Raw genomic sequence first — 13476 nt, 5'->3', positions numbered from 1 at the left:
CCTCACAAATTTTGTGGGGCTTTTTTATTTTAAATCATTAAGTTTAGTGCCAGTTTCAACCTCATAAGGCGTTTTGTTTACTTCAAAAATTCTAGCAGATAAATTCCCTTTTAAAGTAATAGTATTGTTTTTTACCTGTAACCAGCTACCTTCTCTTAAACCAACAACGGGCTGCGTATTAAATTTATGAAACTCTTTAATTCTTGTTTCTCGTGTTTCACCCATGTGTTTACTTTTACTATCAGGATCTAAGTAATGCGGATTAATGTTAAACGAAACCAGTTTTAAGGCATCAAAACTTGGCGGATACACAATAGGCATATCATTTGTTGTGCGTATGGTAAGTCCGCAAATATTACTACCAGCGCTAGTGCCTAAGTATGGCGTACCTTTATTAACCACTTGGCTTAAAACGTTTATAAGGTTATTTTTGTAAAGCATATTTGTTAATACAAAGGTATTACCACCACCAACAAAAATGCCTTGAGCATTTTGTACAGCTTCAATAGGGTTTTTAAACGTATGTAACCCTACAATCCGTTTATTAATTTTTATAAAAGCTTTTGTGGCAATTTCGGTGTAAGCATCATGAGTAATACCACTTGGTCTTGCATATGGTACAAATAAAATTTCTTCAGTATCTTTATATAAAAGGGTTAATTCGTCTAAAATATATTCTAAATAACCACTACCATGTATTGTTGAAGTGCTTGCAATAATAATGTTTTTCATAATAAACAGTAATTAAATGGTTGGTAAAAGTATGTAAATTGATGTTTTAACAAAAGTTTAAAATGTTATTTCATTTTAATTAAGATTATAAAACCGAACTTTAAATTTTAAAACCAACCTTATGAAAACTAATGTACTTTTATTCAAATTTTTATTTGTTATTACAGCTGTTCATGCGCAGTTTGTAGACAGAATTTCTGTGAAGGGAGAAATTTATGCCCTTGCTAATGATGTAGAAGGCGTTACAGTTTTCAATGCATCATCAAACCAAGGAACTATTACTGATGAGAAAGGAACATTTATACTTGATGTTGCTGAAAATGATATTATTCAAATTTCGGCATTACAGTTTCAACCTCTTTCAGTAACTGTTACAAAAGATGTTATAAAATCCAGACAATTAAAAATTCATTTGGTAGAACAAATACATAAGCTAGATGCTGTTTTGCTATCATCGGGCCTAACAGGTAATATTAATACAGATATTGAGAATGTGGCTTACATAAAACCCATAATTTTAGATATGGGAAGTATGAATGTAGATTATGAATATAATGATGAAAAGCCTTTTGATGAAAAATCTGTTGAATATGATTTAAAATCTAGAATTAGTAAAGGTGAACTATACAATGGTTTTGATTTGGGTAAAATATCTCAACTAATATTTGGTAAAAAGAACAAAAAATATAAAAAACCAGAGTATATAACTGTTGAAAAACCTTTTGAATTAACAGATTTATACACACCACAATACATAAGCGAAATGTTTAATATTCCTTTAAATAAAGTAAATGCGTTTATAGCCTATGTTGATACTCAAGATTTAGATGCCGAACTACTTGAAAAAGGTAATGAAATTAAATGTTTACAATTTTTATATGAAAAAAGTAAGCAGTTTTTAAATACACAAAATGCCAAAAATTAACTGCTATTTTGCAATAATAGCTACTTTTTTTACTATTAAAACCGTGGCGCAAACTGTAGAAATTTCAGGACGCGTTATAAGTAAAACCGATGTTGAAAATATTCATGTAATAAACAAAACAGCTAAAGTTTTTACAATTACTACAGCAACAGGAAACTTTATTATTACGGCTAAGGTTAATGATACACTTCAGTTTTCATCAATTCTCCATGGCGTAAAAGATATAAAAGTATCTCAAGGTTCAATTGTTTCAAAAACCATACTTGTTAATTTAGATGAGCAAGTAAATCAGCTAGATCAAGTAGTTGTAGGTAAGGTGTTAACGGGTAATTTAATTTCAGATATTGAGAACGCTAAAAAAGACCGCCCAATTAACTTTTATGATGTTGGTATACCAGGCTACACAGGAAAAATAGCTACACAAAGTGAACGCCGTTTAAGTGAAGCATCAAGCTTAAACCCATCAATAGGTTTTGGTGGCTCAGTAGGTTTTACACCATTAATTAATGCAATAACCGGCAGAACAAAAATGTTAAAACAGCGTGTAGAATTAGAAAATAGAGACCAATTAATGAGGCGTATAAAAAGTAAATTAGCTGCCGATTTTTTATTATCTAACCCTTTGGAAAATGATGAGGTTAACGATTTTTTTTATTTCTGTTCAGAAGATGAAAATTTTTTAAAACATTGTAAAAATCAATCAGATTTTAAAATTTTAATTTTTTTACGAATGAAATATAAACAGTACCAAGCCAATAAACAAACTACAGATAATTAAGTTTTTTTTGGAATACTTTTTGAAATAACATTTACTTTAGCAAAAAAAATACATGAAGTATACAAAACTAGTACTGTTTTTTTTAATACTACCATTGCTTGCTTTTACAAGCTTGCACAAATATTACATAAGTGTAACACAAATTGAGTTTGTACCAGAGCAACAATCTGTTCAAATAATTTCAAGACTTTTTTTAGATGATTTTGAAAACGTTTTAAAACAACGTTATGACGAAAAAATAACGCTAGATGAAGCTTTTGAAATACCAAATACAAACAGTTTTATAAACAAATATCTTGCTGATAAACTGCAAATTACAATAAATGGAAAGCCAGCAACATTTCAGTTTATAGGTAAAAAATACGATTTAGATGTAATGAAATGCTACCTTGAAATTAAAAATGTAAAAACCATTGAAAGTATTCAGGTTAGCAATAAAATATTATTTGATATGTTTCCAGATCAACAAAACATTATCAAAACAAAAATAAACTCCAAACAAAAAAGCTTTATTCAAACAGTGCAAAATGCTAATGCATTGTTAAATTTTAATGAAAATTAAGTTAAAGCTACATTAAAATCATTATTTTCGTTCAGTTTTTAATAAAAAGCTAATGGTTTGTTATAATCAGTAAGCTAATATTTGGTAAAATCTAAAATTTGAAAATGAATAAACTAAAGTACTACTTTCTATCTGTAATTTTTATTTCTGCAGCTGCAATAGCACAAGAAAAAACCGAGCAAACGGTTAAAAAAGGTCATACAAATACAAACAAATTTAAACAATTGTATGATGAGTTTTCTACACCAAATATGTACAGGGCAGCCTCAGGGGCTCCAGGTAGTGCATATTACCAGCAGCAAGCAGATTATAAAATGAATATTGTTTTAGATGATAAAAAAGCTAAAATATCAGGATACGAAACTATTACTTACACCAACAATTCTCCCGATCTTTTAAAATACTTGTGGGTACAATTAGATCAAAATCAAAGAGCCAAAGACTCTAAATCGCCATTAATAGAAACCAGTGGATTACAACCTGTAATGAGGCCAAATGAATTTGCTTCAAAATTTATGAAAGAACCTCTAGAAAGAGGTTTCAATATTTTAGAAGTTACTGATGTTAATGGTAAAGATTTACCATACATGATTAACAGAACTATGATGCGTATAGAGTTGCCAAAACCAATGGCAACCGGAGATAAGTTCTCATTCTCAATTAAATGGTGGTATAACATTAATGATCATGTTAACGAAGGCGGACGTTCAGGATATGAGTATTTTGAAAAAGACGGAAATAGAGCTTACGTAATAGCACAGTTTTACCCAAGAATGGCTGTTTATAATGATGTTGAAGGTTGGCAAAATTCGCAATTTTGGGGGCGCGATGAGTTTGCGTTACCATTTGGAGATTTTGATGTAGATATTACAGTACCTGCAGATCATATTTTAGATGGCACGGGCGAGCTTATAAATCGTAAAGACGTTTACACTAAAAACATGCTAAAACGTTACGAGTCTGCAAAAAAATCATATAAAACACCAGTTGTAATTGTAACACAAGAAGAAGCCGAAGCTGCTGAAAAAGGATTTTCAAAAGATACCAAAACTTGGAAACTTCGTGCCAAAAACGTTAGAGATTTTGGTTTTGCAACATCACGTAAGTTTATTTTAGATATGATGGCTGTAAAAATAGGAGACAAAGATGTTATGGCTGTATCATTATACCCTAAAGAAGGTAACCCTTTGTGGGAAGAATGGTCAACCAAAGCCGTAGCAAGTACTTTAGAGTCTTATTCTAGAATGACGTTTGACTATCCTTACCATAAAGCCATTTCTGTTCACGCAAAAAGACAAGGTATGGAGTACCCAATGATATGCTGGAACTATGGTAGACCAAGAGAAGACGGTGTTTACAGTGACCGTGTAAAATACGGTATGATGGGAGTTATTATACATGAAGTTGGGCACAATTTCTTCCCAATGATTGTAAATAGTGATGAGCGCCAATGGACGTGGATGGATGAAGGCTTAAATACCTTTGTTCAATATGTTGCAGAGCAAGATTTTGGCGAAAAATATCCTGAAGCCCTATCGGCAGAACACACGCATTTCCCATCAGACAGAGGTCCTGCTAAACTTATAGTGCCTTACATGAGCGGTAATCAAGATTTTATAGCACCAATAATGACCAAAGGTTTAAACACCTACCAATTTGGTAATAATGCCTACGGTAAACCAGCCACAGCATTAAATATTTTAAGAGAAACCATTATGGGGCGTGAGCTTTTTGATTACGCTTTTAAAGAATATTCAAGACGTTGGATGTTTAAACACCCAACACCCGAAGATTTCTTCAGAACCATGGAAGATGCATCAGCAATAGATTTAGATTGGTACTGGCGTGGGTGGTTTTACACCACAGACTGGGTAGATATTGGAATAAAAGATGTTAAAAAACTATACGTATCATCTAAACCAAACAAATTTGTTAGAGATTTAGCTGCCGAAAGAGGCATGAGGTTAGAAGACTTACCACCTTTAGTATATTTAGTTGAAGAAGATAGTGATGATTATACACCAGAGTTAAAAGCAAAATCACTTTTAGAAAACTCAAAGCCTCTAAAAGAGTACATCATGGATAACTTTACACCGCAAGAGCAAAAACAAATTAAAGAACCAAACTTCTTCTACAACATTACATTTAACAAACCAGGAGGTTTAGTAATGCCAATAATTGTAGAGTATACCTATGCCGATGGAACTAAGAAAACAGAAACATATCCGGCCCAAATATGGCGTTTAAATGATAACGAAGTATCAAAAGCCATAGCATCAGATAAAGAAATTGTAAGTATAACAATAGACCCTAACCTTGAAACTGCCGATGTTGATACAAGCAACAATTCATGGCCGCGAAAAGAAACCGTTAGTGAGTTTGATACTTTTAAAAATAAAGCAAAGAACTAAAAATTTTAACCGACTTTTTTAAAGTCGGTTTTTTTTATTCTCTATATTTGCATCGTGATCTATCAAACAACATTTTTATTTATAAGTGGCCCAGAAATAGTACTCATTCTATTTGTGATGGTAATGGTTTTTGGCGCAGATAAGCTGCCAGAAATAGCACGCGGTTTAGGTAAAGGCATGCGCACACTTAAAGATGCCACCAATGACATTAAGCACGAAATAACAAAAAGTGCCGAAAATCATGGCATAGATACCAGCGTAACCAATGATGTAAAAAAAGAATTAGACAAAGTAAAAGACGATTTAGAAGATTTTACAGGCTCTATAAAACGTAAATTTTAGCATTCATTTTTGTGGGCGTTACCCTATCGGGTCGGGCTTTTCGTTATATCTTTTTTATCGTACCTCAAAAAAAGGATGCCACTACAATCCCTAACGCTTACGGCTAATAGTTAAGCCATCTCTAATAGGCAAAATAACAGTATCTAATCTGGGGTCTTCCTTTAACAAGCTATTGTACTCTAATAACGCCTTGGTTGAAGTATCTTTAGCATCTAACGATTCAATAACCTTTCCACTCCAAAGCACATTATCAGATAAAATAACACCGCCACTATTTAATTTGTCAACAATAATATTGTAATAATTAGGGTAGTTATCCTTATCAGCATCAATAAAAATTAAATCAAACATAACATCCAACTCAGGAATAATATTTAAAGCATCACCCAAATGTTGCGTTATTTGGTTGCCGTAAACAGATTTATCAAAATATTTACGCTGAAAATCAAACAATTCCTCATTAACATCAATAGTGTGTAAAACACCATTTTTCTGCATGCCTTCAGCTAAACACAAAGCAGAATAGCCAGTATAGGTACCAATTTCTAAAATATTTTTAGGGTTTATAAGTTTAGAAATTATACTTAAAACCCGCCCCTGATAATGCCCACTAAGCATGCGTGGTTGTAAAACCTTTTGGTAAGTTTCTCTGTTTAATTGTTGTAGTAATTCAGGTTCATTTTCAGAGTGTGCAACTACATAATTGTCTAATTCTTCAGGTAAAAAGTGCATTAATTTAATATTCTATTTATAAGTTTTTGTTTTGCTGTAGTATCATCACCACAAAGCCATTGTAAAACGTTATCTTGCCAAATGGCATCATATTCATTTTGGTTTAAAATGTTACGTTCCATAGCTAAATCTAGTATTTTACCAGGGTATGATGATTGTTTGTGGCTTTCCATTTCACCAAGCGGATATGGGTCATCTAACCCCATAACAACCTGTTTGCTACCATGGTTTCGTATAAGTAATTCTAAACCACCTGTATCATGCACAAGTGTATCAAAAAATATATTTTTATGCCCAACGGCTTTTCTTGGGTGTTGTTTGCCTTCAAACAAATCGGGTCTGCCATCAAAACCTTGAATACGCCTGCCTAAATTTATTTGTGATAATTGGCTGCCGTGAGCAAAACAAGTACGCATATTAGGGTATTTTTCTTGGTAGCCGTTAAGGGTTAAAAAGTGGTAAGCATCTGCACATTGGGCAAGCATCCAAATAAGGTGAAAACGCCATGCGGTATTTTCTAAATTTATAAATTTTTCACCATCATAAGGATGAATTTCAACGGCTAAATTATATTTGTTGGCAAGTTCAAAAATAGGTTCGTTTTCTTCGTCATAAATACAACGCCATGTGCCAATAGTATCCATGTAATGTGTTGGTAGGCACAGTAAGCGTAAATTTAATTGTTCAACGCAACGCTCAATTTCCCAACAGGCACTTCGCAAAAAACCAGGGTGTACAACAAAACCACATGTAAATTTATTGGGGTAATCTTGCTGAATTCTAGCATTAAAATCATTTTGAAAACGTAAAGCTTTTTTCATTTCTTCTACCCGTAAACCATTGCCGTATAATTGTGATAAGTTAAGTACAACAGCGTGGTCTATTTTATTGCGTGCCATCCAATCTAACTTTTCATGCAGAAAAAAACTAGAATCTGTCACTGGCCTTTTCCAGCCTTTTTGTAACATGAATTTCTTATCTTTATCAACCCAAAAAATGCCTTTTTCACGCATGTAATCAGGTATTTCTTCGGGGTAAGGAAGTAAGTGCGAATGTCCGTTAATTCTAAGTTTACGTTGTGTCATTGTGGCTTATATTTACAAAAATTAAGCTAATACAATTTGTTTTTATTCAGAAGCTATTTTTTTAGGAGGCTCCATTACTGTTCCGCAATTATTACAAGTGCGTTTTTCTTCGCTACTATAAAATTTATCAAAAATTATAGGCATATCAACTTCAATATCATCAAGTTTAAACTTTTTTTTGTACAATAAATTACCACAGTTTTCGCAATACCATGCTAAAGCATCTTTCATTTTTTTTGTACGCGGATACTCAATAACCAAACCAACTGTGTTGGCCATTCGTTGCGGTGAGTGTGGTACTTTAGCAGGAAGTAAATAAATATCGCCTTCGTTTATGTGTACATCTTCGGGTTTGCCTTCGTTATTAATAATTTTGAGCACCATATTTCCTTCAACTTGATAGAAAAACTCGGGTGTTTCATTGTAATGATAATCTTTACGGTTGTTTGGGCCGCCAACAACCATAACTATATATTCGCCATCTTTCCAAACACATTTATTACCAACAGGCGGTTTTAAAAGATGTCTGTTTTCATCAATCCAAGCTTTAAAATTTATGGGTTTAACTAATTTACTTTTGCTCATTGTATACGTTTTTTAAAAGCGTTGTTTTAAAAATAAAGTGCTTATTATTTCTTTTTAAAGTTACAAACTTTTTGTTCTACCACCATCAACAGGAATGTTAATTCCGTTTATATAAGCAGCATTTTTACTTGCTAAAAATACAACGGCGTTAGCAACCTCTTCGGGTTTGGCAAAACGTTTTGCGGGTGTATAGTTTTTCATTATTTCTGCCATTGCTTCGGGTGATTTGTTTTCAATGTTTGCTTTGGTTTTTATAATATCGAAAAGTCTTTCTGTTTCTGTAAAACCAGGTAAAACATTATTAACGGTAATGCCGTAAGCAGCAACTTCAATAGATAGTGTTTTGCTCCAATTACCCACGGCGCCCCTAATGGTGTTGCTAACGCCCAACATAGGAATTGGTTCTTTAACAGAGGTTGAAATAATGTTTACAATTCTTCCAAAGCCTTCAGTTTTCATGAAGGGAATGGTGGCTTGTGCCAATACTTGGTTGCATTTAATGTGCATGTTGAAGGCTTTTTCAAATTCTGATAAACTAGCGTTTAAAATATCACCACTTTTTGGGCCACCAGTGTTATTTACCAATATATGAAACCCTTGGTTGTTGTTTATATAGCTGGTTATTTTGTGTTGTAACGCTTCCGGATTTTCAAAATCTGCTACAATATAATCATGAGCCCTTTGTTGAGGTAATTCTTTTAAAACGGCTTTAAGTTTTTTTTCATTTCGGGCAATTAATGTTATGCGTACGCCTTCATTAGCAAGTGCTATAGCAGTTGCTTTACCTATACCTTGTGTACTGCCACAAACAAGTGCGTGTTTGTTGTTTATATTTAAGTTCATGATGTTTTATGTTAAGCCTGCAATTTTATCTTCGTTTAAAATATTTTGGGTTTCTTGTTCTACTTTTTCTAAAACAGATTTTAAATTGTCTTGAGGTGAAATAGTTTTGTTTGAAAGTAAATTTAAAATAGCTTTGTCTTGCGCGCGCCCTTTTTTCATGGCTTCATTATAACCAATGGTGTCATTAAATGTTACCAAGCTATATTTTGAAGCGTATGCTTTTGGGAATGATTTTTCTAAAGCCATTTCTATTTTACGTTTATCTTTAAAAATAGGGTTAGCTACGTGGTCTCGCATTTCATAAAAATTATCAATAGCTAAATCTGCTATAGCATCGGTATCTTTTTTTCGGGCTTTTTCATAGGCTTTAAACGTAGCTTCCCAATTGCCTAAATTTTTATTTAAAATAGTATCAAAAACCACCACATCTTCAAAACTGGCATTCATTCCTTGCCCGTAAAATGGTACAATAGCATGTGCGGCATCGCCCATTAAGAGTGTGTTACCTTTGTAATGCCATGGCGAACATTTTATGGTGCCAAGGGCTGCGGTTGGGTTATTATTAAAATCATCTAACAAATTAGGCATTTGTGCGAGTGCATCAGGAAATTGTTTTTTGAAAAATTGTAATACTTTTTCATCTGTATTTAGATTGTTGAAGTTATATGTGCCTTCAGAATAGCTTAAAAACAGCGTTACTGTAAAGCTTCCATCTAAATTAGGCAATGCAATAAGCATAAAACTACCACGAGGCCATATGTGTAGTGCGTTTTTATGTAGTTTGTAATTACCATTTACTTTGGGTAAAATGCTTAATTCCTTATAACCGTGTGTTAAATAATCTTGCGAAAAACTGAATAGAAACTTTTTGCCTAAATAGTAGCTTTTTCTTAATACAGAACCAGCGCCATCAGTACCAATAATAACATCAGCATCTTCAATAAATTCAGCTTTAGTTTTGTAATCTTTAAAAAGCGCTGTAGTGTTTTCAAAATTTACCGAAACACATTTTTTATTAAAATGAATAGAAACGTTTTTGTGTTTTTCGGCTTCATTTAATAATAAAGCATTTAAATCTCCCCGAGAAATGGAATTGATGTATTCATGTGTTCTTCCGCTGTAATTAGATTGAAAGGTGTTGCCTTGCGCATCATGAATCATTCTGCCATGCATGGGTATACAAAGTTGTTTTACTTTTTCTTCTAACCCCACTAATTTTATGGCTTTGTTGCCACGGTTAGAAAAGGCTAAGTTTATTGAACGCCCTGCGCTGATATTAACTTTGCGTAAATCTGGTCTTTTTTCAAAAACAGTTACATTATAACCTCTTTGAGCAAGGCGTAGTGCAAGCAAAGAACCGCAAAGGCCTGCGCCAATTATAAGTACATTTTGTTGTTTTTCTTTCATGTTTTTATGCTAAATCAACTTAAAATGGCTTTTAGTTTTTCTACTAATTTATAAACATCTTGAAATGAATTATATAATGGTACTGGTGCACAGCGTATAACATCAGGCTCTCTCCAGTCACTAATTACACCTGCTTTAGTTAGTTTTTTATGTAGCGTTTTGTCTGCATTTTTTACTTGAATTGATAGTTGACAACCCCGTTCATTAGGGTTTTCTGGAGTTATAATGCGTATAACATCTTCACCTAAATTTTTTAGTAAAAACTCAAAATAGGCTGTTAGTTTTTTTGATTTTTCTAACAGTTTATCAAAACCAACGTTTTGAAACATATCTAATGATGCTTTTATGGCCGCCATTGATAAAATTGGTGGGTTGCTAAGTTGCCAACCTTCGGCACCTGGTAGTTGGTTAAATTCATCACGCATGGTAAAACGGGTTTGTTTGTTATGGCTCCACCAACCTGTAAACCGGTTTAAATTTGTGTTGTATGCATGCCTTTCATGAACAAAACAACCAGCTAAACTTCCGGGACCAGCATTTAAATATTTGTAGGTGCACCAAACAGCAAAATCTGCATTAGAATCGTGTAAATTTAAAGCAACATTTCCGGCACCATGAGCACAATCAAAACCTACTTTACAACCGTGCTTGTGGCCAAGTTTTGTAATACGTTTTAAATCAAAGTACTGGCCAGTGTAATAGTTAACGCCACCAATCATAATTAGGGCAATTTCATCACCTTGTTGGTTTAAAATGGCTTCTAAGTCTTCGTAACGTAGTAATTCTTCATTTTGTCTAGGTTTCCAAAGTACAAGTCCGTCTTTATGATTAAAACCATGATGACGTAATTGAGATTCTACAGCATATTTATCAGACGGAAAAGCATCACTTTCAATTAAAATTTTATAGCGTTTTTTTGTGGGTTTGTAAAATGATACCATCATTAAGTGTAGGTTAGTGGTTAAGGTGTTCATTACTACCACTTCAATAGGTTTAGCGCCAACTATATTAGCCATACTATTTGTTAAAAATTCATGGTATGGTAGCCATGGGTTTTTAGCCTCAAAATGGCCCTCAACCCCTAATGTAGCCCAATCTTGTAACTCTTGGTTAATGTATGCTTGCGTGGTTTTAGGTTGCAAGCCTAATGAGTTTCCTGTCATGTAAATAAGTGGGGTTCCGTTGTTGTTTTTAGGAATATGAAACTGATTTCTATAAGGTGCTAAGGCATCGTTTTTATCTAATTCTAAAGCAAAATTTAATCCTAGTTTGAATGCAGACAATTTGAAGAATTTAATGGTTTCTAACAAAAATAAGAATTAAATGAGGTTTTTAGAAACAATTGTTTTAATCATTTAAATAAGAATTTTAAGTGAAATAAAACTATAATAAAGGAAAAGCGCTTCAACCATTGATTGAAGCGCTATTGATATATATAGACGCAAATGCGGAAAATTATTTTATACTTTATTTACGTATTTGGTCTGTGTTTAGATGTTTTCCTTACAACCAAGTATTATTTTTTTAGTTATAAGTAATATTTATTTCAGATAGTTTTACAATAGGTTTACCATCATTTTTTGTGTGGTCCGTAGCTATTTTTATCCCGTTGAAATCTTGAAGATTTTCAAATGTATTGGTTAATGAAGGTTCAGGCGTATTTCCTTTTCTAAATATCCATTCTTTTATAATAAAATTGTTATCATAAAAAATATCATAAGCATCGCCAGGTGTGTAACCACCTTCATTTGAATACGTAATAGTTATTTTATTCATGCTAATATTACTAATTGGAGCAGTAGCTTCTACAGGTTTTGATATGGTTGCAGATGTATCCCAAACTAACTGAAACGGAATTAACAACCAGAATTTGTCGTTTATAAAAGCGCGGTCGGCTTTTTTAGCAATACTGTCCATAGATTTTCGGTTGTAATTAATGGTATCAGTATCTGTGGTTAGTTTAACATCATCAGTTTTAGGGTTCCAATTCCAAAGACGGTTTTTTCCAAATTTAAATTGAATTTCTTTAACAGCATCCCATTTTTCAAAACCATGAGCGTGAGCAATTTTTTCAGCAACCGATAGTTTTTTTACCTCAGTAGCTTTAGTTTCTTTTTGTTTGCAGGCAGCAAAAAGGGTGATTACGCATAAAATGAATATGTTTTTTTTCATATTTTTAAAGTTTTGGCAAAGATAAGGTTTAGTTATGAGTAAAAATCAACATTATTTTAATACAAATAAAAATACTTGGAACGAAAAGGTTAAAGTACATTCTAAAAGTAGTATGTATGATATGGAAGCTTTTAAAAAAGGAAAATCTTCATTAATGCCTTATGAATTGAAAGCTTTAGGAAATGTAAACGGGAAAACACTACTTCATTTACAATGTCATTTTGGACAAGACACCTTAAGTTGGAGTAGGTTAGGAGCCAAATGTACAGGAATTGATTTAAGTGACCAAGGTATAAAACTAGCCCAAAAGTTAAATGATGAACTAAAGCTTAATGCACAGTTTGTATGTTGTAATGTTTTAGAAACTTCGGCATTTGTAAAAGATACTTTTGATGTTGTTTTTACTAGTTATGGTGTTATAGGTTGGTTGCCAAACTTAAAAGTTTGGGGTGAAATGATTGCTGAAAAATTAAATAAAGGAGGTGTGTTTTATATGGTAGAATTTCATCCTATAGTTTGGATGTTTGATTATTTAGAAGAAACACCTTTAATGAAATACGGTTATATGCAAGATGAAGTTATTTATGAAGAGTATGAAGGTACTTATGCCAATGAAAACTCAAGTATGATAAGTAAAGAATACGCATGGAATCATGGTTTAGGCGAAGTTATTACAGCATTAACCAATGCAGGTTTGCATATTGATTATTTAAATGAACACTATGAAAGCCCCTATAACGTATTACCTAATTTAAAAGAAACCAACACAGGAATGTTTGAAGCAGAACACAAACTATATCCGCTTATTTTTGAACTAAAAGCAACAAAAATATAATGTTTGTATATGTTTTTAAAACTTAAAAAAACATTTATGCTATAATAGTGTTTGTTATTATCCTAAA

Annotated in this window: 14 protein-coding genes; 6 read left to right on the top strand and 8 right to left on the bottom strand. The window is 32.6% G+C overall.

Annotation, left to right across the window (positions count from 1 at the left end; translation table 11 throughout):
• Nucleotides 1-24: 24 nt before the first annotated feature.
• Nucleotides 25-732 (bottom strand): dipeptidase PepE, encoded by a 708-nt coding sequence (gene pepE / locus FUA26_RS13130; protein ID WP_147136982.1) that lies wholly within the window; start codon nt 730-732, stop codon nt 25-27.
• Nucleotides 733-853: 121 nt separating this feature from the next.
• On the opposite strand from pepE, the gene FUA26_RS13125 reads away from it, so the two are divergent.
• From FUA26_RS13125 to FUA26_RS13105, 5 genes are all read left to right on the top strand, one after another.
• Nucleotides 854-1657, top strand: a complete 804-nt coding sequence (locus FUA26_RS13125; RefSeq protein ID WP_147136979.1) for a carboxypeptidase-like regulatory domain-containing protein — start codon at nt 854-856, stop codon at nt 1655-1657.
• A complete protein-coding gene (locus FUA26_RS13120; protein ID WP_147136976.1) occupies nt 1644-2435 on the top strand; it encodes a carboxypeptidase-like regulatory domain-containing protein in 792 nt (263 codons plus the stop codon). Before FUA26_RS13125 ends, FUA26_RS13120 begins: the two co-directional genes overlap by 14 nt.
• A 52-nt stretch (nt 2436-2487) precedes the next feature.
• Nucleotides 2488-2997, top strand: a complete 510-nt coding sequence (locus FUA26_RS13115; protein ID WP_147136973.1) for a DUF6702 family protein — start codon at nt 2488-2490, stop codon at nt 2995-2997.
• 104 nt (nt 2998-3101) lie between these two features.
• Nucleotides 3102-5408 carry a M1 family metallopeptidase gene (locus tag FUA26_RS13110; protein ID WP_147136970.1) on the top strand — a complete coding sequence of 769 codons (2307 nt, stop codon included), beginning with the start codon at nt 3102-3104 and terminating at the stop codon, nt 5406-5408.
• 54 nt (nt 5409-5462) lie between these two features.
• On the top strand, nt 5463-5750 hold the full coding sequence (locus FUA26_RS13105; RefSeq protein ID WP_147136967.1) for a Sec-independent protein translocase subunit TatA/TatB: 288 nt from the start codon (nt 5463-5465) through the stop codon (nt 5748-5750).
• 90 nt (nt 5751-5840) lie between these two features.
• On the opposite strand, the gene FUA26_RS13100 is transcribed toward FUA26_RS13105, so the two are convergent.
• From FUA26_RS13100 to FUA26_RS13070, 7 genes are all read right to left on the bottom strand, one after another.
• Nucleotides 5841-6482 (bottom strand): O-methyltransferase, encoded by a 642-nt coding sequence (locus tag FUA26_RS13100; protein WP_147136964.1) that lies wholly within the window; start codon nt 6480-6482, stop codon nt 5841-5843.
• A complete protein-coding gene (locus tag FUA26_RS13095) occupies nt 6482-7567 on the bottom strand; it encodes an amidohydrolase family protein (protein WP_147136961.1) in 1086 nt (361 codons plus the stop codon). Before FUA26_RS13095 ends, FUA26_RS13100 begins: the two co-directional genes overlap by 1 nt.
• Nucleotides 7568-7609: 42 nt before the next feature.
• Nucleotides 7610-8152 carry a 3-hydroxyanthranilate 3,4-dioxygenase gene (locus FUA26_RS13090; protein WP_147136958.1) on the bottom strand — a complete coding sequence of 181 codons (543 nt, stop codon included), beginning with the start codon at nt 8150-8152 and terminating at the stop codon, nt 7610-7612.
• Nucleotides 8153-8212: 60 nt separating this feature from the next.
• A complete protein-coding gene (locus tag FUA26_RS13085; RefSeq protein ID WP_147136956.1) occupies nt 8213-8995 on the bottom strand; it encodes an SDR family oxidoreductase in 783 nt (260 codons plus the stop codon).
• A 6-nt stretch (nt 8996-9001) separates the two neighbouring features.
• A complete protein-coding gene (locus tag FUA26_RS13080; RefSeq protein WP_147136953.1) occupies nt 9002-10402 on the bottom strand; it encodes an FAD-dependent oxidoreductase in 1401 nt (466 codons plus the stop codon).
• Between the two features lie 14 nt (nt 10403-10416).
• Entirely contained in the window at nt 10417-11685 is a 1269-nt protein-coding gene (kynU, locus tag FUA26_RS13075; protein ID WP_147136950.1) for a kynureninase, read from the bottom strand.
• A 241-nt stretch (nt 11686-11926) separates the two neighbouring features.
• Nucleotides 11927-12574, bottom strand: a complete 648-nt coding sequence (locus FUA26_RS13070) for a hypothetical protein (protein WP_147136948.1) — start codon at nt 12572-12574, stop codon at nt 11927-11929.
• A gap of 34 nt (nt 12575-12608) precedes the next feature.
• Between FUA26_RS13070 and FUA26_RS13065 the strand changes: the two genes are divergently transcribed.
• Nucleotides 12609-13409, top strand: coding sequence for a class I SAM-dependent methyltransferase (locus FUA26_RS13065; protein WP_147136945.1), 801 nt, complete (start codon nt 12609-12611; stop codon nt 13407-13409).
• Nucleotides 13410-13476 lie beyond the last annotated feature (67 nt).

It is taken from the genome of Seonamhaeicola algicola, assembly GCF_007997385.1.
Classification (GTDB): Bacteria; Bacteroidota; Bacteroidia; order Flavobacteriales; family Flavobacteriaceae; genus Seonamhaeicola; species Seonamhaeicola algicola.
This window is presented reverse-complemented; position numbering and strand designations above follow the sequence as displayed.

Coding starts and splice junctions, on each gene's coding strand:
- pepE (WP_147136982.1), bottom strand. CDS start 732: ATGAAAAACATTATTATTGCAAGCACTTCAACAATACATGGTAGTGGT.
- FUA26_RS13125 (WP_147136979.1), top strand. CDS start 854: ATGAAAACTAATGTACTTTTATTCAAATTTTTATTTGTTATTACAGCT.
- FUA26_RS13120 (WP_147136976.1), top strand. CDS start 1,644: ATGCCAAAAATTAACTGCTATTTTGCAATAATAGCTACTTTTTTTACT.
- FUA26_RS13115 (WP_147136973.1), top strand. CDS start 2,488: ATGAAGTATACAAAACTAGTACTGTTTTTTTTAATACTACCATTGCTT.
- FUA26_RS13110 (WP_147136970.1), top strand. CDS start 3,102: ATGAATAAACTAAAGTACTACTTTCTATCTGTAATTTTTATTTCTGCA.
- FUA26_RS13100 (WP_147136964.1), bottom strand. CDS start 6,482: ATGCACTTTTTACCTGAAGAATTAGACAATTATGTAGTTGCACACTCT.
- FUA26_RS13095 (WP_147136961.1), bottom strand. CDS start 7,567: ATGACACAACGTAAACTTAGAATTAACGGACATTCGCACTTACTTCCT.
- FUA26_RS13090 (WP_147136958.1), bottom strand. CDS start 8,152: ATGAGCAAAAGTAAATTAGTTAAACCCATAAATTTTAAAGCTTGGATT.
- FUA26_RS13085 (WP_147136956.1), bottom strand. CDS start 8,995: ATGAACTTAAATATAAACAACAAACACGCACTTGTTTGTGGCAGTACA.
- FUA26_RS13080 (WP_147136953.1), bottom strand. CDS start 10,402: ATGAAAGAAAAACAACAAAATGTACTTATAATTGGCGCAGGCCTTTGC.
- FUA26_RS13070 (WP_147136948.1), bottom strand. CDS start 12,574: ATGAAAAAAAACATATTCATTTTATGCGTAATCACCCTTTTTGCTGCC.
- FUA26_RS13065 (WP_147136945.1), top strand. CDS start 12,609: ATGAGTAAAAATCAACATTATTTTAATACAAATAAAAATACTTGGAAC.